Origin of the sequence: Brevibacillus sp. HB1.2, from assembly GCF_013332495.1 — a bacterium.
GTDB classification, from domain to species: Bacteria; Bacillota; Bacilli; order Brevibacillales; family Brevibacillaceae; genus Brevibacillus; species Brevibacillus porteri.
The window spans coordinates 1-24919 of the sequence record NZ_JABMIU010000008.1 but is presented as its reverse complement, the minus strand read 5'-3'; the positions used below and the strand labels follow the sequence as shown (position 1 = coordinate 24919).

The window sequence follows — 24919 nt, the reverse complement described above, 5'->3', positions numbered from 1 at the left end:
AAGGAGGTTGCTTTCCATGAATCGGTGCGGCTGGGTGAATCAAGACCCTATCTATATGGATTATCACGATCACGAGTGGGGAGTTCCTGTCTATGAAGATCGTTTGCTCTTTGAATATTTGAATTTGGAAGGCGCTCAAGCCGGACTGAGCTGGTACACGATCTTGAAGAAGCGGGAAAATTATCGAAGAGCGTTTGATAATTTTGAAGCGGAGAAAATCGTTCAATACGATGAAGCCAAGATCGAGCAATTGCTGACAGACGAAGGCATCGTTCGAAACAGGCTGAAGATTCGCGGCGTCGTGAAGAACGCCCACGCGTATTTGCGGGTTGTGGAGGAGTTTGGGTCCTTTAGCAGTTATATTTGGTCGTTTGTAGGCGGGAAGCCGATTCATAATCATTTTCAAGAAATGAAGGATGTACCTGCTTCTACCGAAATCAGCGACAAGATGAGCAAGGACTTGAAGAAGCGGGGTTTTACGTTTGTCGGTTCAACCATTTGCTACGCCTTTATGCAAGCAGTCGGCATGGTCAATGATCACGCAGCGACATGTGATCTCTATCAAAAAAACTAGGACGAGCTTACGGAGAGGGAGAATGGCATGAAGGAAAATGATCTCTTACTCTTAAACTTTGAGGAAGTAAGACGTAGAAGCATCAAAGTTTGGAAGGCAATTCCTAAAGAAATGCTGAACTGGAAGCCTGACGATAAAGCGTTCACGTGCGGGGAAATGATTCGCCATGTCATCGAGGGTGAGTTTTTGTATCACCAGATTTTGATCCAACGGGGAAGCGCCGCTTTGTCTACTATCCCCAATCCGTATGAAACCAAAGAGTTTTCGACCGTAGAAGAAGATTTGGCCTTTGCGAAGCCGTATCGAGAAGAATTTCTCCGCTTCGTCAGAGGGTTGTCCAAGAGCGATCTAGAGAGTGTCCGCATCGATCGATCCGATGTAGGCTATGTCCGCACGCTTGGAGACATGCTGCTGCGAATCGCCTATCATGAGTCGGTACATACCGGTCAACTGTTAGATTATATGCGAACGATGGGTGTTGAACGTCCGAATATATGGGATTAAATGAGTGCGAAAGATAGAAAAGCAGGCAAGCTCTTCTGTTGTGAATGCGAGAGGGGCTTGCTTTTTTATTTATAAAAAAAGGTCCTTCTTCATTTAAGGTGTTTCTTGCGTGATGGGCAGATAAAACTCAAAAAGTATGAGAATTATGTACTTTTGAAGAGTAGGGACATCAGTTGTGTAAGGATAATTTCATACTTCTACACAGGCACGATCTCCACTTGAGATCGTGTTTTTTGATGCCTTCTTTGAAGTTTTTGCAGAGAATCGACCAAAAAATTATCTCCAAAAATCTGGTGGAAAGAACTTGAACTTATTACCATAGTATGAGATACTTGTACTACAAAGAGAACGAACGTTCCTATTTCCGGATGAAAAAGACAGAAGGTGAAGCATGTGACAGATGAGCAGTTGAAAGAGCATTGCAGAAAAGTGCTCAAGAGGATTGCTTGGCGATTGCAGTACGCTGCCAAGAAGCGTTTGTACAGGGAGACGGTGATCAAAGAGGGGATGCGGGGAACGGAAGCGATCGAGGACAACCTGTCGCACCTGTATGTTCAGGAGGTGTTGATGCAACTCCCAGAAAAAGCCCGAATCATTATCAAGCATGTCGTCCTTCAAGGAATGACAGAAGAACAGGTAGCCAAAAAACTGAATATGACCAGACAAGGAGTGAGTAAATGCAAAAACAAATATTTGCGCCAATTGGCCGAGAAGCTGACTCGTTCAGCCTGACCCTCCAAAAAGCACAGTCAGGGGATAATCGGGCTGTACTGACGATCCTCGACTTTCTGCTTCCCGACATGGAGTACCTTGCTTCCTTTATCAAACTACCTCGCGAAGAGAGCATGCAAGAAATGAAAACCGCGATGCTCGAAGCGATCCGCAGTGGAGAAGTGATGCTATGATGACGATTGATTACGTTCAGGTTCTCGCGGTTGTCGTGTGCTTCCTTGCTTTAATCGTCACGTTTAAGCAGGTAGATTTGCAGATTCGGATTAATAATCTGTTCAACCTGCAATTAAAGGCAAACAAAGAGAAAAAGAAAGAGCAACTGGAACAAAAAAAAGAGACTCCGACTGACGATCGGAATCCCCATTAAAGGCTTGGGGCAAAGAATACAACTGGTGAGTATCCTCTTTGCCCTCTTTCATTATACAAGAAAATGTCTATGCAAAGGAGATACGTACGAAATGATAGAAGCAGCATTAATCGGAGCAGCTGTCTTATTGATCGGAGTCATTATCGGACAGATCGGTTTGTCTCAAAGATTAAGAAAAGGCGCAAGAGTCAACGAAAACCGTTAAGCAATCATTTGGACTTCATATATATGACCGAGGGGGAATAGTGCCTTGATCAGCACAGATGTTTTCATGGAAGCAGTATGCGAGGTGTGTCCGGCAACGTGCTGGGGAAAGAAATCACATTGCCAGGTTCATGATAAGCACGTAGGAAAAATCGATTCTTGCCCGGAGTGGGACAAGTACATGCGAGATCAAGAGGCAAAGGGGCAGAAAAAGACAGTATCCGCTAGAAAAGAAGGCTTCGTCCGGCTGAGTGAGCAAGCACCCATCGTAGATTTTCTACAAAAGGCCGAAGAAGAAATTCGCGACTACAATTATATGCAAATCGAGATCGTGCGCATCCAGCGGTTTTTGCGTGAAGCAGGGGAAGGAATGGTCGCACAGTACGGACTGGATGCAGGGATGCCGAAAGGAAAAGGCAGCAATGGAGATAAGACGCACGCAGAGGTTGCACGCCGGGAGCGGAAATGGAAGAGGCTGCAAAATCTGCAGGATAAAATCGAGCGGATCAACCAAGCGGTCGAGACGATTCCGGGGGAGCAGGAACGCTTGATAGTCGAAGCTTTGCTGGATGGCGATAAGAACAATCTGATTGCTAAAGAAATCGGCGTGTCCCGACAGCGGTATTATGAAATCAAGCGCAGTGCCGTGATGAAGATGGCATGGGCGATGTATGGCGATCAGGCTCTGCAGACTGGATAATGAAAAACAGAAACTGGCTTACTAAACGAGAAGCTGTCTGATAAAGACAGCTTCTTTTCATTTTCACAAGCATGTTGAATCTGACAAAGGTTGACACTTCCTGACACATCGGGTCATTTTCCCAGTTTTTCCTCCAGTTCGGTTATACTTGAGTCAAGCGAAACAAGTAAGAGAGATAAGAGCCATCCGATGAAGCTGTCGGGTGGCTTTTTATGTACGCCGACGACTCAAATGTTCGGCGAGCGGGGAAAACGGCGATTGGCGCCACATGATGGCGAGTTCAAAGCTATAGGCTACTCGCTCCCTGCTCGGCGGGCATTTGCCGTGAATGCCTTGCCAAATGAAGTGAAATAGTGGGGGGAAGAGTCATGTGACGAAGACAGAAGAGATATCGCAAGTATGGGAGGTGAAGCTGGATGGATCGTGAGCTAGCCGTTCTCATTGAACTGGTGAATGAAGCGTATCCAAAGCTCGCTACAGTTGTAAACGTGGACGATTGGATGGCGCAGAGATTCCAACCGCCAATCGCGTTTCTGTTGACGCAAGGAGTCCGTGAAGAAGGAAGAAGCCTCACTTCCTATCAGGTGGTCTCAGAAGCAGCCATCGTCCTCCACTATCCAAAGGTAGCAGGTGTTTACCAGCCGCTTTCAGCAGAACCGCTGCGTGAGCTCCTTCGCCAAAATCAATTTAGCTATCAAGGCAAGACGTCTGGAGTGTCCATCGAGATCGACAGCTCCACCTTGCGTATTTGGCGGGATAAAAAGGACCGGACGGAAATCGCGTTTCAGTTCACCTACAACGTGGCGGTGCAGAGAGCAGTCACAGACAAAATCAACGAATTTGATGTAGAGGGGGCCCGATCATAGTGGCACGAAAAGAACAACAAGCACAGGCCCCAGAGCTTGTGCAAACCAAACAAGAGTGGATCAAGAGCGCCGCTTACCTTGGAGCCGAACGGTTCGAGGTAGCAGGTGCTCTTTTTTCTGAAGCAGATGATCAACTACTGGCAGAAGGACAAGTGAAGAGCCGACTGACCAAATACAAAGGCGGGGTGTAAGCATGACCATTCAACGTGAACGTCCGGGTGTAACGGTCGAATTAATCGCAAAAGCAAAAGAACGTGTAGTACCGAAGAGCGGAGTCGTACTGGTGCCGTATCAAGCAGAGTGGGGCGCGCCAGATGAGCTGGTGAAGCTGGGTAGCTTTGAGGAGCGACTTGCTCAGACATTTGGCAAGGTCGATACCGTGGAGCTGGCAGCAGAAGGCGGCGCGACGATTCTCGCGTACCGCATGACGAATGGCACGGCCACAAAAGCAGCGTATGAGCAAGCCGATGCGATCAGAGTCGAGGCTCTGTATCCAGGCTTGGTGGGTAACGAGCTGAAGGTTGCCATCACTTCCTCAACGTCCGAGCCAGGCAAAAAAGAACTCCAAGTAACAGGCCCTCTGCAAACCGAGAAGTTTTCGTTTGCGGATGCGAATGAGCTGGTAGCGAAAACAAGCCAATCCAACTACGTGCGTGTAAAAAAGCTGGGCGAGACTGCCGTTACAATCGTGCCAGAAACAGCGCTGACAGGAGCGAAAAGTGGCACAGTAGCGCTGGCACCAGCTGACTCGACTAAGCTGTTCATGGCGGTTTCCGGTGCTGATTTTGACACGATGTATCTGCCTTTTGACGATGCGGCTGTACAAGCGGCAGCGAAGCAATTCATGAACGATCGTCGCACGCAAAACAAGAAGCTCAGCACGCTGGTGATCGGCGGCAAGGCAGCGGATGACGAGAACATGGCGAAGCACATCGAGCGTTCTGTGGCACAAAATGCCCGTTTTGTCGTGAATAGTGCCATTGCTGGTCAACACAACAACGGAAAAGTATACGGCAGCCTGGAGTGGGCCGCATGGGTAGCGGGTATGATTGCAGCAACTCCTGCGCATGAATCGCTGACAGCCGTCGTCGTTCCGTTGAAAAAAGCGCACAAGGATTGGGGCCACACCGATATTTTGAGTGCGCTCGGCTCTGGTACGCTGATCGCAACTCGCGACGGAGATGTGTACATTATCGAGAGCGCCGTCAATACGCTGGCTGTTCTGGGTACGCATGAGCGCGAGGACTACGGCAAAATCCGCGTCAGCATGACGCTGGATCAGATCGTCAACGACATTAGCCAAGTCGGCAAGAAATACAAAGGCAAGCTCGGCAACAACGATTTGGGCGGCGCAGTGTTTGTCTCTGCCGTCAACGCGTACATGACCGTCCGCGAACAGCAGGGCGCGATTGATACAGGCTGGACGTTTACGGATCAAAAGAACGGCATCGGGGATCGCCGTGGCTTCCTCTTGTCTGCGAAACCGCTTGATGCCATCGAATACTTTGACATTGACTGGGAGGTGCTGTAATTGGCTATTGCACGCGATATTAAACTGAAGAACTGCCAAATTTACGATGAAAACGGAGACCCGATCTTCGGTACCTTGGAAGGAAAAATGGTCCTCAAGGTAGAGTACGGCGATACGAATCGTCTGCAAAAAGGAAAAATCCAGACCGTCAACGACTGGCATGTAGAAGTGACGTTGAAAATTACCGCAACCAACGCTGCGTTGAAATACTACTGCGTCGATCAATTGACGCAAGGCAAAACCCCAGTCCTCCCATTCCTGATCGGCGAGACGCTGGACAAGGAAGCAGGCAACTCCGAACGCGTCCGCATTTCCAATATCGTGCTGAACCCAGACGAAATTACGCTGTGGGAAGCAAAAGCAGACGGCAACGATCACGCGACCTACGACCTGAAAGGGATGTCCATCGAAAAGCCAGACTACCTGGATGAATTGCCAACTTACACCGAATAGGAGAGTGCTTGCATATGAACAAAAACAAACTCGAGAAATTTTTGGCCAAAGCCAATGAACAAACTTCGCGAAAAGAAATCACCGTAACCATCGACGGTGACGAATGGAAGGTTCGCCAACTGAATTTGTCCGAGCTGCGCGAGTGCGAACGAATGGCTGACAAAGGCGAGAAAACGGATTGGTTCCTGTACAACGATGCCCGATTGGTGAAGGCCACTGAGCACGATTTTCCTTGGAATCAGGAAGAGCTCAAGAAAGCGTACAAGGTTGGCACCAAGTATGAGCTCGTCGAGAAAATTTTCCGCGACAATCCAGAGGGATACACCAAGCTGCTCAATGCGGTCCGTGAAGTCAATGCAACCCAGACGGAAGAAGAAGCTATTGAAGAAGCAAAAAACTAATCCGATCTGACGGCGAGGCCTGGCATATTTGCCGTGCCTTTTTAAAAGGCAGAGGCCGCCCGTCGGATCTACTCGAGTACGAAGTCGATTTGTACAAGCAGAAGCTGTTTATTTTTGCTTGTCAGATGATTGAGGCGGAGGACGAGGAAAGAGCTGGGGGGTAGGTCTCCCGGCTTTTTTCGGGTTCTGCTGGGTGTAGACATCTGGGAGGACAAGGAGGTGAAAGAATGGCAGGAACAATGATGGAAACGTTTGATTTAGTAGGTAAATATGACGGTTTCGCAAAAGGACTCCTGGGCTCACTAACTCCCATGATCGAAAAGTCTCTTGGAACAACGCTGAGTTCGGTTGCCCAAGAAGCTCAGGCGACTGAAAGAGAAAAGACGCTTTTTGAAATTGGTGGCAAAAGTAATGAGCAACTCCTGAAGGTAGAAGAGACTTCCATAACCATACGTGAACTCAATCCTGATATAAAGAAAGATCAAGCATACGTCCTCATCGCCAAAGCCGAACTTGTGCATGCAACCAATGGTTTAAAGTATGCAGAAAAAGCAGGCATGCTGAAAAACACGACGAGGTTTACGGAAGATGAAATCATGAAAATGATGAGCTCCATTGAGTTTTCTACTGGAGTTGATAGTACCGTTAGGCAGTCAAACGCCGTTCAGCATTTAAGCAACTTGGGAGGGGGAGCCGCGACCGGAAAATTTGTGGAATCCATGGCTCACTTCAACCTTCAGAATGGCAAATTGCTGAATACGCCTGAAAAAATGGCCGCTACTTTTGTCTCAATGGGAAAGCTTTTGAATGATTTTAAAACGTATGGCGCTTTACAAGAGAATGCAATGAAGATGGCAGACAGTGGTGATCTTGCCACAATCCTTGAGAAGCATTACAAGGCTCAAAATAAGAAGGATGCAAAGGCTAAGGCCGCCCAAGATATAGCAACGCTGAATCGAAGTCTCGCAACGGGGGAGAAAGAAACAATAAATATCGCCCTCGGAAAACTCCTGATGACTTTTTCTAGCATCCAGGATAAGACTTTACAACAACGTGCATTCGATACTTTGACAGGCGATGCCGGAGATGACATGGCGAAGGTTCTGCGAGAAGTAAGAGATATGACTACAGGGGATTTTGTGCCGGAACAGGGGAAAGAGAGCGAATATAAAGTCGGAAATGCAGCGGTGAATGCACATCAACTGTCTGCACAGAACGATGTTTATTTCAAACCCGGGCAGGCACAAGCGATGGCGAGAAACGAGGCCATGGAGATCGCGACTCTGTACGCAGAACAAATGTCTGGGATAAATACAGGGATTTCGAAAGCAGCTGAAGGAGTAATGGGCTCGTTTAACTCTTTGGACGAGTCGATAAAAAGTACTGCGATTTTTACCGGAGGATTACTAATCCTTGGCAGTGCTCTGTACCATATAATATCTCAACTGAGAAAAATCAAAGATCTTCGGACAACCAAAGAAAAGTTTCCTCAAGAAGCGACTGGTGGAAAAGACTGCTGCTGTTGTTGCGATGGCACACAAAGCCCTTCTTCTAAAAAGAAATCAAAGAAAAAAAGTTCTCCGGATCGCCGCCCTCCAACAGGAGAAAAATCTGCTTCGAATAGTGGTGGTCCCCAAGGACAAGCCGGGAAAACAAAAAACAATGCTCCAACAACTTCTACGGCAGGAAAAAAACAACCGGACGCTGGTGGCGGTAATTCGCAAAAAGAAGCAGAGAAAACTGACGGCAAAAACAAAAATCAAAATAGTGCGCCAACTCCCTCTTCTGCAGGAAATCAACCCGGATCAGATAGTGGCGGCAATCATGCTGAGGCTGGTAAAGCTGCCAGCAAAGGTGGCTGGAAACAATTGCTGAAAGGAGGACTCAGAAGGGTTCCTCTTCTGGGAACTTTATTAGGCGTCACAGCTATTGCAGGCTCAGCGAACAAGCTGGATACTGCAGCACAAGTAGGGGCAGAAGCACTTGGTGGCTGGGGAGGGGCAGCAGCGGGAGCGGCTACTGGAGCAGTTATTGGTTCGGTGTTACCTGGGATTGGTACAGCAATCGGGGGGATAGTTGGTGGTCTTATTGGTGGCATGGGTGGATCAGCGGCGGGTGGAGCCCTATACGATGGGATCAAGTCGTGGTGGCAGAACAAGACTCCTGCGCCATCTGCAGCTATGAAACCAGCAATTCAAGCAGGTCCTCCTGCTCCGAATCACTCGCCTGTTGGCAGCTCAACTGGGAATCCGCAGCCTGTCTCCATTGCTATTCCGCAAGTTTCGATTCCACTGCACGTACAAGGCGTACTGCAAGATATCCCGACCATGTTAAAAATGCTCAGCGATCCATCTGTCGCGCAGAGGATCAAGGACATCATCGAGCGCTCCCTGCTGGATGCAATAGAGACGAGGGGAGGGGTAACGACATGATCCGTCTACAAGGCAAATACAGGCTGACGTTTCCGGTAACTCCTGCGGAAATCCAGTTTCGCGGCTATGGCAACGACATCGAAAGCTCGACATCGATTACGTTATTGTCCGGCAATCGCATCTCTTCCAGACGTCCAAAGTCCATCTCTTTTGACTTCATCTTACCCGGAGACAGTACGGCTCCCTATGTCGAGGTGCAAGGCTACCAAGGGCCTAGACAGTGGCTTGCTGGATTGGATCGCTTAACGGGCTCTGAAGCACTTTTGACTATAGATGAGCTTGATTTGGCTTGGAATGTGCTCATTGGGCCTTGCGACGGCAAATTTCTTGGAAAAAACGTCGATTTTCACGGCTCGATTGAGCTACCGTTGTTTGTCAAAGATGAATTCATTACGTGGAGCAATCAGACGCAGCTTCTATCCCCAGGTGCGGTCATCACGAAACAGCAGCAAGCTCGTCCGAATACGAGCGGGAAGGTAGCCAAGAAGACGAAGAAGCAGCAAGCGGCCCCACGGATAGACAGTAAAAGGTTGGAAGACAGGAAAAGAGAGATTCACGAAAAGCTAGAAAGAGAAAATAGAATGTAACGGAGGGCAGACGAAATGAAAGTCATTTACGGAAAAGAACAGACCCGCTATGACCTGACCCCAGCCGTTACCGAGCTTTCCTGGTCCTCGGCCAGAGGACAAATCGCCCAAAATTGTGATGTGAGAATCAAGGAAGGCCCGCCGTTGCAATCGGCGGGTTTTTTGATGCTCTTTACGGGTGCAGAGCTCAAGGAATCCCAGCAGCTTTTCCATGGTCCACTCGTTCGTTTTGACCGAGACGATCGAACAGGCGATCTATCGGCCACAGCATACGAACTTGGCTGGTATTTGCAAAAAAACGAAATCTCCAGACTCAAGCTGGATGGAGATGCAGGGACAGAGCTTGCACGAATCATCAAGTCGGCAGGTATCCATTTTAGCTGCCCGGCGTTCGGCTTTACGGTGAAGGAGAGAATCTCGTCCCAATCATACACGTCTCTCTTTACTTCGCTAACCGAGCAAGCGTACGAAAAGACAGGCATCCGCTATTTCGTGCAATACCAGCGAGACAAACTGACGGTACTCCCCGAGGGGAAAAACAGCATCATCCCGATGTTCAAGGCGAGCTTGCTCACAAGCAGCTCGACGGGAGAGAGTATCGAGGATGTATACACCGTTGTGACAGTGGAGCGTTACCGGGATGATCGGGTCGTGAGCAGTGCAACGAAATCAAATGATAGCCTGGTCAAACAAATAGGACGCATGCAAAAAGTCATCGATGCAGGAGAGGACAAAAACGTGGCCGGATTGGCAGCCAAGCAACTCGCGGAGTTGTCCAAAATCCCCAAGACAAGGTCCATTTCGGTTAGGCACGAGGATGAAAATGCAGCAAGGCTGCGTGCGGGCTGGCTCATCAAGATTATGGAAAAAGACAATAAAACTATTACAGATTGGATCGTCACTAGCTGCCAAGCGCGTTGGCAGGGCGGTCAATACACAATGGATCTCCAATTGGAAAGGAGGACGTAAGAGATGCATTCGGTTATCGCAAAACTGCGAGGGCACGCACAGGACGGCATCGAGAATACGCAAGGGGAATTCGGCAAACTTTTGTCGTTCTCGCCCTTGTCTGTAAAGCTCGACGAGGACCCGACACCCTTGGAGCCGTATGAGCTGTCGGCATTGCGTTCTGCCCAATTAAAGCCAGAAGATGTGGGCAAAAAAGTAGCCCTGTTGCGATGCACCAACGAGCAATACCTCCTGCTTGGGGTGGTGGAATGATGTTTCCGCAGTTGCAAGGGAGAGAAGAGATATTGGCGCAAGGAACCGAACTGCCGATTCCGTGGACATATCGGTTCGATTGGGAAACGAAGCAGTTGAGGCAGGGACCAGACGGCAGATATTTGCGCACCAAGACATACGTGGAGTACTTGGAGGAGACGGTGAAAAAGATCCTCCATACACGGCGGTTTCGCTATGCGATCTATTCGGAGCGGTATGGTGTGGATTTTTTGTCTGGCAAAGGGCGAATGCGGTCTGCGCTGTCCTTGTCTGTGATTAAGGCACAGGTGCAAGAAGCGTTGGAGGCGCACAGTGAGATTGAGCATGCGGAGGTACTCGATATCCGCTTTGAGGGAAATCGGGTTATTTTGCATGTGGAGATTACCGGGATGCGTGGTTCGACGAGAATGGAGGTGGATGCATGGCAACGATAAGACCGCCAAAACCGGAAATGCCTTTGCTAAGGGAGACACCGGATCAGATTTATCAACGGATTGTCAATCGTGCTACTGCTTATGCACAGGCAAAGGGGGAAGCGCCACCTGCAACAGACGAAGGGGAAATCTTCTATGACCTATGGTATCCTCTGGCAGAGGAAATTTCAGAGCAACAGCAGATCAAAGAATATGGATTTCTTCAAGCGTTTGTAGTGTGGGCAGATGGCGACTTTCTGATTGCACATGGTTACGAAGAAGGAGTCGATATAAAAGAGGGGGAAGACGAGGAATCCTATAGACAACGTATTTTGGAAAAGAAAAGAACGGAGGAAGGAAACGGTCGATGCAAAGACTATGAGTCGTGGGCCCTTGAAATTGAAGGTGTGGGTGGTGCAATCGCAATTGAAAAAGAACGAAACGATGTTTCAATTGATATTTATCTCACTGATCTAGCAGGCCAACCAGTAACGCAGGACTTTGCAGATAGCGTAACTGGATTGCTTTGGGATGATAAGCGAATGGCAGGGCACGACTTAAAGTCCCATCCGGCTCCTATTTTTGCTGTCAAAGTCTCTGTAAAATTATTAATGCTTGATGATTCTAAGCGCATAGCAGCCATTGATCTTATTTCAAATCGCATTAAAAACTATCTTAAAGGACGTAACTCGATTGTGTATCAACAAATCGGTTCGTTCTTTTTTGTTGATGGGGTAAGTGACTTCACGAATTACACATTAAATGGCGGAACAACAAATATTATTAAACCTACTAATGCAGTGGCAAGTCTCTCTTTGGTGGTGACGTAAATGATACCAATTCGGTATAGAGAGAAGCTGCCAATTTATTGGTATGAAAACAAAGAAGCAGAAACTCATTTCGAGGCAATGGGCGGGGAAATAGATTATTTGTGCGAGGAAATTCATGAATGGTCGGCACAGTTTCTACTTCCATATGCAACCTGGGGACTGGATACCTGGGATTGGATTTATTTTGGAGACATCCGTACAGGGACATACGAGGAGCGACGAGCTGCAATTCGTATGAAAAACTTGAGCAAGGCGAGGTTCACGTTACGAGTATTGCGAGAGTTGGGGAAAGAGGCTGGTAATCTATCTAGCATTGATGAGGACTTCTTAAAAAAAGAAGTCTTGTTCCGGTTTTACAATACTAAGCAAGTATTCATCAACCAGTTACGTGAAGACTTCGAGCAGCTTCGTCCAGTTCATGTAAACAGAGCAGTATTTTCTGTTTTTGATCAGATACCCTTAAATCTCAGACGCAGTTTACCACTTCGTATATTGTCACGTGCGAAGTTTCCTGGTCCTTTTGTTTTCCCACTAGACGGAACTGTTCCTCTTGATGGCACATGGTCTCTTTCTGGAAGAGAAATTTATCACCGTAACCGACAGTATTTCGTTATCAAGCGACAAGTAAGACAAGTGGTTACAACAGATTGGGGAGAAAATGAGCTTTACCCGATTAAACGACTACCGATTGATAGTTCTTGGGCAATCCAAGGCATTGTCGGAGCACCACTTACGATTGAGGAGACCTCTACAGGTGGTCACAGCAAATCACGCATACAAATACGCCGTAAAGATGGCATTTGCACAAAAAGGATGGTGATAGTTTAGATGGCTCAAATAACAACACTACACGCAAGAAATAGTTATGCGAAAGCACTTGGCGGCGACGGAGTATTCCCGAGAGTGATTAGTTTAGCATTTGGTGATGGTGGACATGATCCGTCCAATGTTAGCAAAGACAAGCCAATTTCCACAACGCAGTCCGACCTATTTCGTCGAGTAGTCACACTGCCAATAGAGGGGAAGTCATATCCTGCTGACGGGGTTGTTCGGTTCTCAGTAAAACTGATTCGTGACAAAATTCCGGGGAATGCATTCAGTGAGGCTGCGATTGTAGATGATCAAGGGAATGCGCTAGCTATACAGACGTTTGGTTTAAAAACAATCAGTCCCAACGAAGAATTCTATTATGACTGGGAGGAGTTGATCTGATGTCATATCAAGGGGATAAAATGAAACTTACAGGGCGGATTGAGCTTGTAAGCGAGGATATTTCGCACCCGACAATGGCGACTCCTCAACTTTTCAATGATTTCTTGAGAAAGATTGCTAATACGGAGCAGGCTATCCTAGACGAATTTAGTAGTACAGCTCAGCAGACTAACACATTAAAACATGGACTTCAAGTATTGACGACTGACCGTGCCACTCCGGTGAATGTTTTAAACATAAAAGGGAGAACGCTTGTTAACTTACTCGGTAATGATGGGAATTGTGAAGATATCTCAGCATGGACAAAAACGTCTGTATCTATCATGCTTTCTTTAGACACCGCGAACAAGCTCTACGGAACTAGTGGCATAAAGTATGTTATTACTGACTACGGTAGCAAGTCTACGGGTGGATTTTACAGCCGTGACTTGCTAGAACGAGTGAACAAAACTAAGTACCATCTTGCAATGGTTGACACTAAGACTGGTACAGCAGACAGAACTTTTATTAAGGCTTCATTCAGAGTCGATGGCTCTGTCTACAAGGACGGTAATCATATTCTTGACCAGTACAATTTCCAACCAACCTATGTGAAAATAGCGCCTACAGACCTTGTAACTGCTGATGCACTTAGGGTATGGGGCATCGTTACAGCAGATGATAACGAGACAGCGTACTTTGACGGTTTCCGTATCTTTGAAATCGACAAAAGTATATATGACAAAATAGATATAGACCCCGAGTATACAGGCAAAAAGCTTGCCGAGAAATTTCCATATGTTGACTCCGTGCAGCACTTACAAAACCCAGTAATCAAGAAGCATGGCAAAAACCTGTTGCCTCCGTTCACGGAATGGACCATGAACGCTAATGCGAAAGTGGTTGAGCCGTATAAGTTGCAATTAGATGCAACAACAAACTTTCAAGGTGCCTATGTGGATATACCTGCCCTGCCCGATACTATCTATACTTTCAGTGATAACTTTACAGGGTACGTCTCCTCAACAGTTCGTCCTTACCATAGTTTGTGGTTTTTCGATAAGAATGGAACTAGATTACTCCAGTACGACTCGCAACCTACAGGAACCAGCGAAATTATAACGATCACGTCTCCAGCCAACTCAGTTTATATACGGGTTCATTGTACTAACTATGGAGTAGGTACATTCACATTCACCAACCCGCAACTTGAACTAGGGTCGATCGCTAGACCATTCGAACCACAAAATGACGAATACCTGTACTTGCAAACAAAGCTTGCTTCGAACGTTGCTGGAACGGTGTATGACTCCTTATTCGAGCGATCCGGGCAGTTGTTTCAGATGCATCGGTTTAAGAAAGATATGGCGTTGGATGGTAATTTACCGTGGCAAGTTAGTGCAGACGGAACAGGCTACAAAGAAATCAGGTTAAATAACTTCTTTCTAGGAAGAGATATCGGGGAAAGAGCAGTAAAATATGACGGAAAGGTTCTAATGACGCAAGATATCGGTATTTTTCCGAGTGCTGATTGCATTAACCTTGGCATTGAAGCTGGTAATACAAATGCAGCACTTTGGCTTTCAATCTCCGACACCGAGTCAGGTTGGGGTGAAACTTATACGAGCGTCACTCAACAAGAAATTCAAGCTCTTATGAACGGCTGGAAAGCCAAAACGGTAGACGGGAACGGAAAGCCTACAGCTTGGAAGTCAATCCTTGATAATGCTGATGCACCAACCCAAACACTGGCTTACGTTTCAGCCAACAAAGCACCAAACTGGAAGGGATGGGCAACGCTCACCTACCAACTTGCAGAATCTGTTGAGGAGCCGATCATAGCAGAAGGCAGTTTATCATTCCACGAAGGACAGAACTTGGTGGAACTGGCTGAGGGTGTGATTGTTAGAGAAAGAGCAAATCCTATTGTTCGAAATGAGCTGGATTATGCTCAGATAAACACAGGATCTAGTTCTGGCTCTGTTTCAAATAATCTTAAAAATCGTACGAACAAGATATTGTTTATATACAAAAACGGTAAGGTCGACAATCAATGGACCCTCTACTCAAACTACTTAGGATCATCAACAGCAAATGGAGGAGCAAATGCAACGATACAATATGCCCACTACGATCCAACCGCAGTATACGAAGTAACCTATGTTAACTTGGACAAGCACCTATTCACAGGCACGGCCCTAGAAGCATCTATCCAATACGCGACCAGTGACAAGTCAGTTTTGAATGAAGTTGTGCAGCAAGTATCAGACAATAAAACTCGGCTGTCTGTTGTTGAAACGACATATGCCCGCAAACAGCAGGGGCAATGGATTGCTCCAGTATTGTTGAATGGCTGGGTTAATTATGGCGTTGGCTATTCAAGTGCTGGTTACTTCAAGGATGACTTTGGGATCGTTCATCTAAGCGGAATGATAAAGGGCGGTACTGTAGGAGGGACTGTGCCAGCGTTTAAACTACCAGCAGGGTATCGTCCCAATGTTAGTCATTACTTCTCAGCATCGAGTTATAACGGAAGTATCGTCTTTTCTAGTATTGAAGTCGGTAGTAACGGATATATTGTTGTTTCTACGGGTGGTAATTCTTGGTTGTCATTGGACGGAATTACATTCCGTGCAGAACAATAGGGAGGTAACTCATGCTAATACAAGTAAATAAAATCAGTCAAGACGGGGTCTTTCTAGAGCCCGTCCTTTTTGATGCTGAACAAGTAAGGCAGCACGATTCTCGTCAAATTTCCTTAGGAGACAATATCATTACTGCACAAATCCCTGAAGGCTTTTTCCAACCCAAATGGAACGGTGACCAGTGGGTGGAAGGTCTAACACAACAGGAGATTGATACAATCAAAAGCAAGCTGGTCCCGCCGACAGAACTTGAAATTATCGGGCAGCAGATGGTAGAGAAGGAACTGCATTTCATGCGATTGCAGACTGACAATGAGGTACTCGGACAGCAGTTGGCGAAGAAGGATTTAGAAATTATTCAATTGCAAGATGACAATCACGTTCTAGGCCAATCCATCACTGGTCTTGAACAAAGACTATCTCAAGGAGGACTGTAGAATGACAGACTTTCAAAAATGGAAATATTACTATGATCGCGGGTGGGCAAATGCTGCTCAGCTCAAACAGGTTGTTTCATTCAACAAGATTACTGCAGAAGAGTTTAAGACAATCACAGGTCAATCGTATACGCGCTAAGCGTGCAATAGAGTTTTTATTGTAACCAAATAAAAATGATAGCCTCGTTCCTAGCGAGGCTATCGCTATTTCACAACCAACTAAAGGAGGAGACACACCATGAAATCCCTACACAGCCTAGAAAGCATCGCAACCCCAGCAAACGCCTGGGCGACAACAGCAGGTGCCATCGTGTCGCCCGCCTTTCACTATCTATACGGCACCAACCGCCAAGACATCCTAATCGTCCTCTTCTTCCTAATCGCCCTCGACTGGATCACAGGCATCTCCGCCGCCAAAAAAGACCAATCCTACTCATCCGACTACGGCCTGTCCCGAATCCCACGCACTCTATTCCTCATGGCCCTACCAGCCGTAGCCAACCTCCTAGACCGCGTCATGGGTACACCAGGCTTCTTATTCTACGGCGTCACCTTCGGCCTCATCTACCACACCTGGACAAGCCTAACCGCCAATGCCCACCGCGCAGGCTGGCCGATGCCCAAATCCGTCGAGAAATTAGTCAGTGCCGAAATCAAGGCAAAGGCTGAGCGAGCCAAACGAAAGGAGTCCTAGTAAACTATGAAAATCACCGAGATGCTTCTGACCAACGAAAATTCCCGCCCGAAAAAGAAAATCGTCCCAAAAGGAGTCGTCATCCACTGGACGGCTAACGAACGCAGCGGTGCAAATGCCGCCGCCAACCGAAACTACTTCAACAGACCAACGACAGTCGCGAGCGCACACTACATCGTGGATGACAAAGAAATCATTCGCTGCCTCCCCGAGGACGAGATGGGCTACCACGTCGGGGCGAAAACTTATTCACAGGCCGCCTTGAGCAAATTGAGCAACTACCCGAACAACTGCACGATTGGGATTGAAATGTGCGTCAATGCAGATGGAAGCTATGAGAAAATGTACGAGCAAACAGTGGGACTGACTGCGGATATCTTAAAAAGACATGGCTGGGGAGTCGAGCACCTGTGGCGTCATTACGACATTACGGGGAAAAACTGTCCGGCCTTTTTTGTCGTCAATACGACCGCTCAAACATATACGGGAATGTCAGCGAAGGACGCATGGGCAAAGTTTCAACAGGATGTCCACAGGTTTCTCACAGCTTATCCACAAAAACCACAGCCTGATGTGGATAAGTGCGCAGTTGAGCTGACACTTACTTCCACTGGAAAATTAATCGATGATGTATCCTATGTACCCATCCGAATGATTGCGGAGGCAGTGGGTGGAGCAGTGGAATGGGAGCCTTCCACGCAAAAAGTGACCGTGAACGGACAGGAAGTCTCCTATGTAAACGACGAGGGAACTACTTTTGCGAAAACAAGAGAGCTGGCTGCCTTACTTGGATTGCAAGTGGAGTGGGACGAGTCGAGAAAAATGGTCGTATTAAAGAAATAAAAGAAAAAGCCGCAGATCCCGTCTGCGACTTTTCTATACATACTTTTACTCAATCAAAATTTGAATGATATCCGCTGCACTCAATACAGCGCTTGGCTTCGTCTCCTGCTCATTCAGACGAATATGCCCGTCCTTGATCTTGCGGACAATCTCGCTGCGGCTCCAGCCTTCTATCTGTTCAGACAGCAGCTTGTCGAGTCTGAACCGAGCTTCTGCGCGCTCAATCCGAATCGTCACTTCCTGAACGCCCTTTTCCTGGTATTCATGCAAGGGGAGAGTAGGCAGCGGCGCGATTTCTTCACTAAACTCCGTATCTGGCACCTCCCGATGATCCGTAAAGGCTTTGTAGATGGCTAGCTTTTCGTTCCATGTATGATTTTTTTCGCATTTATAGATAGCGAAGCGATAGATGTTTTTGCCGTTAGCGTTGTGGCGGCGGATGTTGGTATCGAAAAAGAGAACGATTCGCCCGCAATTGCTGCAATGTCGCCGCACTGGCTGATTTTCATGATTTTCACGTAATACCCACGTATGCTCGATGGTATGCATGATCCTTCACCTCGTGTAAAAAGTGAAAGGAACGCACCTGCTATTTGGATGTCCTGTAGGGCAGGCCTGTTTTTGGACACAAAAAAACGGAGATTCCCCATAGCGAACCTCCGTCAGGATAACCACCTACAGATTTCGTTACGTTCCTTTGTAATGGGAAAAAAGGGCAGACTGCACCTGTGCGAAAAACAGTTTGTTTTCCGAAGGGCCAGCTATCCAGTTTTTTAGGCCATTACAAAGTTGTTGTTGGCATACGTAGTTACCGTACCTTTCCATCCAAATAGACGTGGAATGAATATACCATATAATGGTTTAGTTTCCAAGGGGGATTGTATTGTTGACGACAGGAGAGCGAGTGGTTTTGACGCGTAAAGGAGCGGAGCCGTAGATTTGCTTCATCCAGGTTCGCGCTTCCGCAAAGTCACTCTCCCGATAGAGATGAAAAGCGGGATGGTGTGTATCCACAAAAAGGGACAAACCCAAAGCCTGAGCCCGGATGCAGAAATGACGGTCCTCGCCCCAGAAGCTCAGATTTGGAATTTGCTTAAAGCTGACACCAGCCTGCAGCGCTTTTCTGCGAATGAGGGTGCAAGCCCCTAAACCACCTACCTCATATACGCCGGGGACACGGAGTTGTCCGTAGAAAGCGTACTTCCGCAAGTATTGTTCTTCTAAGGAAATTTGTTCATGGCGTGCGCATTCGAATTGGGTGTATTCGTCTTTGAGCCACACCTGTGGGACGGGGACAGTATCTGGTGTCCAGCTCGTCCAGAAGATTTCAGATATGATCTGTTTGTCAGAAGCGAGCAAAACTTCCAAAGTAGTTGGCTGGAGAAGCAAATCCGAATCAATGAGGAAGAGGGCGTCGTAATCATGGTGTTTGGCGCGGGCGATCATTTCGTCCTTGAATCCACCGACCTTCCAGACGAGTGCGTCGCTCCAGTAGTGGGTCGTTTCATCGCATGTGTAAGGATGCAGGCTGCCAGCAGCGGGGATAATGTCGACCTGTCCCGTGTGTTTTTCTGCAAAGTTTTGAAGAATTTTGCTCGAAAGTGGATCGTTATTGTCATCTACGAACAAATAGTGCAACGTCAAGTTTGAGGTCGACAGCCTTTCTAACGAAAACAAAAACATCCGGAGAACATCTGGTTTCTGACAAACTGGACTTCCGATTAGCACACTTGTTTTCACGCTCATAGCACCACCTCTCGCTTTTGTGCGAAGTGCGAAGCATGCAGGGAGCTTGCTGTGTAATCGTAGACAAGGGATTCATGTGCCTTACCCATGCGCTCCATGCATCGTCCCAAAAAGTGAAAAGCATAAAAGCTCCCCATTCCTTGCTCACTAAAATGCTCCCACTGATTGTCCCCGATCTCTAAGCAATACTCGAAAGCCTTTATCGCCTCGGCAAACAGACCATGCTCCATCAGGAAAACGCCTTTGTAAAAATGAAGGTCTACGTAATTGGGGTAGATTTGAATAGCTCGTGCAATCCCCGGCCATGCTCCGCGCATACTGCCATGCTGGAAAAGAATATCGAATTTCAGCTTGTAGCAAATAGACGGGGGAGGTTGTTTGGTGGTCAAAAAGCCTTTTATTGCTTGATTCACTAGTGTAAATGCATGCTCCAATTGTTTAGCGCGAAAAAATTCGTTTGCAAGATGGTAATCGCACCATGGGTCTTGTTTGGATTGCTTTCTTTCGTGACGTAAGAGCCTCAAGTTGCGCAAAGCTTTTTGTTTTCGTTGAACGGCATCTTCCGTATATCCGAGATGGTGGATATGTACAGGTAGCAAAGGGACGGCGAGATCCCTAGAAACGGTGGTCGGCCATTGAAGCACTTCGTGAATGTCTCGCACAAATCGGAACCCTTTTTTGTTACGAAATAAGCGGATTTGCCCGGAGAGGAAGGCGGAGTGGTGCGAAGCTTGCACCTTTTGCGATCCAGTGTAATGGATCATTTTCATAAAAAAGGCGTCGCCTTTGCTCGCACTCACAGCCTGACGAAGCACCCCCGTTTTTTCTTCCTGTACGATTTCATCCGCATCCAGCCATAAAATCCACTCTCCCTTGGCAACCTGCAATCCGGCGTTTCTCGCTTTCGCAAAGCTGTTTTCCCAAGGAATCTCCAGAACTTTCGCTCCGTATTTCCGGCAAATATCCTGTGTACCATCGGTTGATCCTGTATCGACAACAATGATCTCGTCTACCACCATATGCACGCTGGACAGACAAGCTTCGATCTGGTCTGCTTCGTCTTTGACGATCATGCATAGGGAAAGGAGAGGCGGGCTCATTCGGATGATCACCTTCTTTTCGGTGTTGTCAGAACATATTGTTACACCATATTCGTGCGAGGTGATGGTTATGAAAGTACGGATACATAAAGGGGGAAGGAAGGAAATAGGATGTTGAGAAAATGATTTTCTGGGGAGGGGGCGATCTGCATGTTCACGGTTAGCTTGTGCATGATCGTTCGGGATGAGGAAGAATCACTCGGTCGATGCTTGTCGACGGTCTACGATTTGGTGGATGAAATCATCATAGTCGATACAGGGTCGACCGATCGAACCAAAGAAATTGCATTGACCTATGGTGCACATCTGTTTGATTTTACCTGGGTGGACGATTTTTCAGCAGCTCGTAACTTTGCTTTTGCGCAAGCCAAGATGACGTACATTTTTTGGCTGGATGCGGATGATGTGCTTTTGGAAGTGGATCGGGAACGATTTGCAGCACTGAAGGCCTTGGACAATTTTGATTACGACAGTATCTCGATGCCGTACCACTTAATGGTAGATGAGCGAGGGAAGCCCGTTCACTATTTGCGAAGAAATCGCCTCGTCAGACGGAAGTGTAACTTTGTTTGGCATGGGGCGGTCCATGAGTATTTGGCTGTCGCGGGGGAAATTCTGCACAGTGAAATCGCCATTACTCACGAAAAAAATAAGCCGTATACAGACCGGAATTTGCAAATCTATGTAAGGCGCAAGGAAGAAGGCGAAGTTTTTGATCCGCGTGACCAATTTTATTTTGCAAATGAATTGTTCGATCATGCGAGGTACGAAGAGGCGGCTGAGCAGTATCAGTTGTTTTTGGACGGAGGTTTGGGTTGGATCGAGGATCAAATATGGGCGTGTCAGAAGCAGTCAGAGTGTTACGCTCACTTGAAGCAACCTGAAAAACAGATTCAATCTTTGACCAAGACACTTGCGATTGACCTTCCGCGTGCGGAGATTTGCTGCAGGATGGGGGCTTTTTTTGTGGAGAAGCAGGATTTCCCGAAGGCCATTTATTGGTACCGGCAAGCGACATTATTGGAGCGGCCACAAGGTTCCATGGGGAAGGTAGATGAATCAGCATGGACGTGGCTGCCGCATATACAACTATGCTACTGCTACGATCGGATCGGGGATCAACGAAAGGCAAAAATTCATCACGACATGGCAAAGCTGTATTACCCGACGCATCCAAGTGTAGCGTACAACGAAGCTTATTTTGCAAAACTGGAGCAACTGGATTGGGTAGAACAGTAGATGGCTATACTCCTTCTTGGTTGTAGGTATTGTATTTGGGAAATTGTTATTTGCACGGGCCTTCTCTACAAAAATGGAATCGATCCCCGTTGATTAAAGAAGGAGATTCTCCATCCGTTACTGGTAAGAGCTGCATGTCAGTTTGTTGGAATCCCTTTTTAGATTAAGGGGGATGGCTTCTTTTTTGGAGGAAGAGGATGAATGAAAACAAAGACCCCGTTTATGGTTTCGTAAAGCACTTCAATAACGATTACTCCTCGCATTGATTCCTCTAATGAATGAGCAACGGTTTCCTTTCTCCTTCTATTTTCTCGTAGTTGTCTGTAAGTGCCATTCTTTTTGTCCAATACTTTTTCAGGTGATTGGGAAAACAGTATGCCACGGCTTCTTGTGTAACAACTCATGAGGGAGGGGAAACATCCTTTTCAAAGAGGAGGAGAATCATGTCATTTCCAAATATACCGAATATCACCCCGACTATTCAGATAGGGCGTGACGATGCGCTCAATTTAATGTTGTCTTCTTTAGCTATGGAAGAGTTGGGGCTTAGTCATATTTTAAATGCGGAAGCTGAAAAAATTCAGTATGCACTCGGGACAATTCCCGGGCTATCTGGACCAGGAGCCACCATTTCGGATTTGCTCGCGTTAAACAAGAATGTGCGGGACATGCTCGAAGCAACGACAAAGCAAGACCTGCTTTTGCAACAGAAGCTGGAAGCGGTGCTGGATGCTTCTGAATGTCCGGTAAAGAGGGTTACGGGGCCAACAGGGCCAACTGGACCGACGGGAGCAACAGGAGCAACAGGAGTTAGTGGACCGAGGGGACCAAGCGGAGCTACCGGGGCGAGAGGTCCGACGGGAGAGACTGGAACCACCGGAACCACGGGAGTAACTGGAGAGACCGGGGCAACCGGGGCAGCCGGGGCAGCCGGAGAGACAGGAGCCACCGGAGCAACAGGAGAGACGGGGGCAACGGGAGCGTCCGGTTCAACTGGATCAACCGGAGCCACTGGAACCACGGGAGCGACTGGAGTAACGGGATCAACTGGAACCACCGGATCAACGGGAGGTACTGGAGCCACTGGAACCACTGGAACCACCGGAGCGACTGGAGAAACTGGAGAGACCGGAGTAACCGGAGCGACTGGAGAAACGGGAGCCACTGGATCAATTGGAACCACCGGAACCACCGGAACCACCGGAACCACCGGAACCACCGGAACCACTGGAGATACTGGAGAAACTGGAACCACGGGATCCACAGGAGAGACCGGAGCCACTGGAACCACCGGAACGACTGGAGAGACCGGAGTCACCGGAGCCACTGGAGCCACTGGAGAGACCGGAGCAACGGGAGAGACTGGAGCCACTGGATCAACGGGAGAGCCCGGAGTAACGGGAGCGACCGGATTAACCGGATCGACTGGAACAACAGGAGAAACGGGAACAGCGGGAGCGACTGGGACAACTGGAGTGACGGGGGCAACTGGAGAGACCGGAGCTACCGGATCAACTGGTGCCACCGGACCAACGGGAACCACTGGATCCACCGGAGAGACCGGAGTAACTGGATCGACTGGATCGACTGGAGCAACGGGAACAGCGGGAGTGCCCGGAGAGACCGGAGCCACTGGAGCAACTGGAACAACGGGAGCGACCGGAGCCACCGGATCAACAGGAGAGACCGGATCAAGTGGAACGACTGGAGCAACAGGAGAGACCGGAGCGACCGGAGTAACCGGATCAACCGGAGCGACTGGAGCCACCGGATCAACTGGAGCAACTGGAGAGACCGGAACCACCGGAGTGACTGGATCAACCGGAGAGATCGGACCAACCGGAGCAACGGGAACAACTGGAGAGACGGCAGCCACAGGAACGACAGGATCAACGGGAGAGACCGGAGTAACCGGAGCGACTGGATCCACTGGAGCGACTGGAACCACCGGAGTAACGGGAGAGACCGGAACAACTGGAGCTACAGGAACCACGGGATCCACGGGATCAACTGGCACCACCGGATCAACGGGAGAGACCGGAACCACCGGATCGACTGGAGCAAAAGGAGCAACAGGAACTACGGGAGAGACTGGATCAACCGGAGCAACTGGATCCACGGGAGAGACCGGATTAACTGGAACCACTGGAACCACTGGAACCACTGGAACAACTGGAACAACTGGAGTGACTGGAACCACCGGAGTCACCGGAGAGACTGGAGCCACCGGGGTAACGGGAGAGACTGGATCAACTGGATCAACGGGAGTGACCGGAGCCACGGGAGAGACTGGATCAACCGGAGAGACCGGACCAACAGGAGCCACGGGAACAACTGGAGAGACGGCAGCCACCGGAACGACTGGAACGACTGGAGCGACTGGAGTCACCGGAGAAACCGGAGCAACGGGAGAGACCGGAGTCACCGGAGTCACCGGAGAGACCGGAGCCACGGGAGAGACCGGAGCCACGGGAGCGACCGGAACCACAGGAGAGACCGGAACCACGGGAGCGACCGGAGTAACCGGAACCACTGGAACCACTGGAACCACTGGAACCACTGGAACCACTGGAACCACTGGAACCACTGGAACCACTGGAACCACTGGAACCACTGGAACCACTGGAACGACTGGAGCGACTGGAGCGACTGGAGCAACCGGAGCAACGGGATCAACCGGAGTGACTGGATCAACAGGAGCAACTGGAACTACGGGATCAACCGGAGTGACTGGGGCAACGGGAGAGACCGGAGTAACTGGAGCAACTGGAACCACCGGAGCAACGGGAGAAACCGGAACCACCGGATCGACTGGGGCAACTGGCACCACCGGATCAACGGGAGCGACTGGAGCCGCCGGAGAGACCGGTCCAACAGGAACAACCGGAGTAACCGGTGCCACTGGAACCACTGGCACCACCGGAGCAACGGGAGAGACTGGATCAACCGGAGCCACTGGAGCCACGGGAGAGACTGGAGCCACGGGAGAGACTGGAGCCACGGGAGAGACTGGAGCCACTGGAGAGACTGGTGCAACTGGTGCAACTGGAACAACGGGAGCGACTGGGACAACTGGAGTGACGGGGGCAACAGGAGAGACCGGATCAACAGGAGAGACTGGAGCCACTGGAGAGACTGGAGCCACTGGAGAGACTGGAGCCACTGGAGAGACTGGAGCAACTGGAGAGACTGGTGCAACTGGAGCAACT

The 24919-nt window shown here is 48.6% G+C and carries 30 protein-coding genes; 27 read left to right on the top strand and 3 right to left on the bottom strand.

Annotated elements, in window-relative coordinates:
- The first annotated feature begins 16 nt into the window (after positions 1–16).
- From HPY28_RS18520 to HPY28_RS18400, 25 genes are all read left to right on the top strand, one after another.
- Positions 17–574, top strand: coding sequence for a DNA-3-methyladenine glycosylase I (locus tag HPY28_RS18520; RefSeq protein ID WP_017251810.1), 558 nt, complete (start codon positions 17–19; stop codon positions 572–574).
- Positions 575–601: 27 nt separating this feature from the next.
- Positions 602–1078, top strand: coding sequence for a DinB family protein (locus HPY28_RS18515; RefSeq protein ID WP_174231126.1), 477 nt, complete (start codon positions 602–604; stop codon positions 1076–1078).
- Between the two features lie 393 nt (positions 1079–1471).
- On the top strand, positions 1472–1810 hold the full coding sequence (locus tag HPY28_RS18510) for a sigma factor-like helix-turn-helix DNA-binding protein (RefSeq protein WP_017251812.1): 339 nt from the start codon (positions 1472–1474) through the stop codon (positions 1808–1810).
- Positions 1756–1983, top strand: coding sequence for a hypothetical protein (locus HPY28_RS18505; protein ID WP_017251813.1), 228 nt, complete (start codon positions 1756–1758; stop codon positions 1981–1983). The genes HPY28_RS18510 and HPY28_RS18505 overlap by 55 nt, the downstream gene beginning before the upstream one ends.
- Positions 1980–2177: a hypothetical protein gene (locus tag HPY28_RS18500; RefSeq protein ID WP_017251814.1), complete on the top strand. Its 198-nt coding sequence runs from the start codon at positions 1980–1982 to the stop codon at positions 2175–2177. Before HPY28_RS18505 ends, HPY28_RS18500 begins: the two co-directional genes overlap by 4 nt.
- Before the next feature lie 250 nt (positions 2178–2427).
- Positions 2428–3081, top strand: a complete 654-nt coding sequence (locus HPY28_RS18495; protein ID WP_174231125.1) for a hypothetical protein — start codon at positions 2428–2430, stop codon at positions 3079–3081.
- A 189-nt stretch (positions 3082–3270) separates the two neighbouring features.
- On the top strand, positions 3271–3435 hold the full coding sequence (locus HPY28_RS18490) for a hypothetical protein (protein WP_020477556.1): 165 nt from the start codon (positions 3271–3273) through the stop codon (positions 3433–3435).
- Positions 3436–3497: 62 nt separating this feature from the next.
- Positions 3498–3947, top strand: a complete 450-nt coding sequence (locus HPY28_RS18485; RefSeq protein ID WP_174231124.1) for a hypothetical protein — start codon at positions 3498–3500, stop codon at positions 3945–3947.
- Positions 3947–4138 (top strand): hypothetical protein, encoded by a 192-nt coding sequence (locus tag HPY28_RS18480; protein ID WP_016741308.1) that lies wholly within the window; start codon positions 3947–3949, stop codon positions 4136–4138. Before HPY28_RS18485 ends, HPY28_RS18480 begins: the two co-directional genes overlap by 1 nt.
- Positions 4139–4140: 2 nt before the next feature.
- Complete coding sequence (locus tag HPY28_RS18475; RefSeq protein WP_174226209.1) at positions 4141–5478, top strand: phage tail sheath subtilisin-like domain-containing protein; 1338 nt, start codon at positions 4141–4143, stop codon at positions 5476–5478.
- A complete protein-coding gene (locus tag HPY28_RS18470) occupies positions 5479–5931 on the top strand; it encodes a hypothetical protein (protein WP_007723453.1) in 453 nt (150 codons plus the stop codon). It abuts the gene before it with no gap.
- 14 nt (positions 5932–5945) lie between these two features.
- Positions 5946–6332: a phage tail assembly chaperone gene (locus tag HPY28_RS18465; RefSeq protein ID WP_173623837.1), complete on the top strand. Its 387-nt coding sequence runs from the start codon at positions 5946–5948 to the stop codon at positions 6330–6332.
- 227 nt (positions 6333–6559) lie between these two features.
- A complete protein-coding gene (locus HPY28_RS18460) occupies positions 6560–8764 on the top strand; it encodes a hypothetical protein (RefSeq protein WP_174231123.1) in 2205 nt (734 codons plus the stop codon).
- Entirely contained in the window at positions 8761–9351 is a 591-nt protein-coding gene (locus tag HPY28_RS18455; RefSeq protein WP_174231122.1) for a hypothetical protein, read from the top strand. The genes HPY28_RS18460 and HPY28_RS18455 overlap by 4 nt, the downstream gene beginning before the upstream one ends.
- A 15-nt stretch (positions 9352–9366) precedes the next feature.
- Positions 9367–10320, top strand: coding sequence for an XkdQ/YqbQ family protein (locus HPY28_RS18450; protein WP_173623834.1), 954 nt, complete (start codon positions 9367–9369; stop codon positions 10318–10320).
- A 3-nt stretch (positions 10321–10323) separates the two neighbouring features.
- Positions 10324–10572: a hypothetical protein gene (locus HPY28_RS18445; RefSeq protein WP_069851855.1), complete on the top strand. Its 249-nt coding sequence runs from the start codon at positions 10324–10326 to the stop codon at positions 10570–10572.
- The gene (locus HPY28_RS18440) at positions 10572–11006 is read left to right on the top strand and encodes a DUF2634 domain-containing protein (protein ID WP_017251826.1); all 435 of its coding nucleotides are present in this window, start codon (positions 10572–10574) and stop codon (positions 11004–11006) included. The genes HPY28_RS18445 and HPY28_RS18440 overlap by 1 nt, the downstream gene beginning before the upstream one ends.
- The gene (locus HPY28_RS18435) at positions 10994–11815 is read left to right on the top strand and encodes a baseplate J/gp47 family protein (RefSeq protein WP_174231121.1); all 822 of its coding nucleotides are present in this window, start codon (positions 10994–10996) and stop codon (positions 11813–11815) included. The genes HPY28_RS18440 and HPY28_RS18435 overlap by 13 nt, the downstream gene beginning before the upstream one ends.
- Entirely contained in the window at positions 11816–12643 is an 828-nt protein-coding gene (locus HPY28_RS18430) for a hypothetical protein (protein WP_174231120.1), read from the top strand.
- A 75-nt stretch (positions 12644–12718) separates the two neighbouring features.
- On the top strand, positions 12719–13027 hold the full coding sequence (locus HPY28_RS18425; protein ID WP_174231119.1) for a hypothetical protein: 309 nt from the start codon (positions 12719–12721) through the stop codon (positions 13025–13027).
- Positions 13027–15651: a hypothetical protein gene (locus HPY28_RS18420; RefSeq protein WP_174231118.1), complete on the top strand. Its 2625-nt coding sequence runs from the start codon at positions 13027–13029 to the stop codon at positions 15649–15651. Before HPY28_RS18425 ends, HPY28_RS18420 begins: the two co-directional genes overlap by 1 nt.
- Before the next feature lie 11 nt (positions 15652–15662).
- Entirely contained in the window at positions 15663–16088 is a 426-nt protein-coding gene (locus HPY28_RS18415; RefSeq protein ID WP_174231117.1) for a hypothetical protein, read from the top strand.
- Between the two features lies 1 nt (position 16089).
- Positions 16090–16227, top strand: coding sequence for an XkdX family protein (locus HPY28_RS18410; RefSeq protein WP_174231116.1), 138 nt, complete (start codon positions 16090–16092; stop codon positions 16225–16227).
- A 99-nt stretch (positions 16228–16326) separates the two neighbouring features.
- A complete protein-coding gene (locus HPY28_RS18405) occupies positions 16327–16782 on the top strand; it encodes a phage holin family protein (protein ID WP_087348958.1) in 456 nt (151 codons plus the stop codon).
- Between the two features lie 6 nt (positions 16783–16788).
- Positions 16789–17625, top strand: a complete 837-nt coding sequence (locus HPY28_RS18400) for an N-acetylmuramoyl-L-alanine amidase (RefSeq protein ID WP_174231115.1) — start codon at positions 16789–16791, stop codon at positions 17623–17625.
- A gap of 45 nt (positions 17626–17670) precedes the next feature.
- Here the strand turns inward: HPY28_RS18400 and HPY28_RS18395 are convergent, their stop codons facing one another.
- The 3 genes from HPY28_RS18395 to HPY28_RS18385 form a co-directional block, all read right to left on the bottom strand.
- Positions 17671–18174 (bottom strand): S4 domain-containing protein, encoded by a 504-nt coding sequence (locus HPY28_RS18395; protein ID WP_174231114.1) that lies wholly within the window; start codon positions 18172–18174, stop codon positions 17671–17673.
- Between the two features lie 312 nt (positions 18175–18486).
- Positions 18487–19371, bottom strand: coding sequence for a glycosyltransferase family 2 protein (locus HPY28_RS18390; protein WP_174226219.1), 885 nt, complete (start codon positions 19369–19371; stop codon positions 18487–18489).
- Positions 19368–20471, bottom strand: coding sequence for a glycosyltransferase family 2 protein (locus HPY28_RS18385; RefSeq protein WP_174231113.1), 1104 nt, complete (start codon positions 20469–20471; stop codon positions 19368–19370). Before HPY28_RS18385 ends, HPY28_RS18390 begins: the two co-directional genes overlap by 4 nt.
- Positions 20472–20621: 150 nt before the next feature.
- On the opposite strand from HPY28_RS18385, the gene HPY28_RS18380 reads away from it, so the two are divergent.
- Entirely contained in the window at positions 20622–21710 is a 1089-nt protein-coding gene (locus HPY28_RS18380) for a glycosyltransferase family 2 protein (protein ID WP_174231112.1), read from the top strand.
- Positions 21711–22153: 443 nt separating this feature from the next.
- Positions 22154–24919 (top strand): alpha-helical endospore appendage domain-containing protein (locus tag HPY28_RS18375; protein WP_483297553.1); only part of this gene is annotated, 2766 nt, incomplete at its 3' end.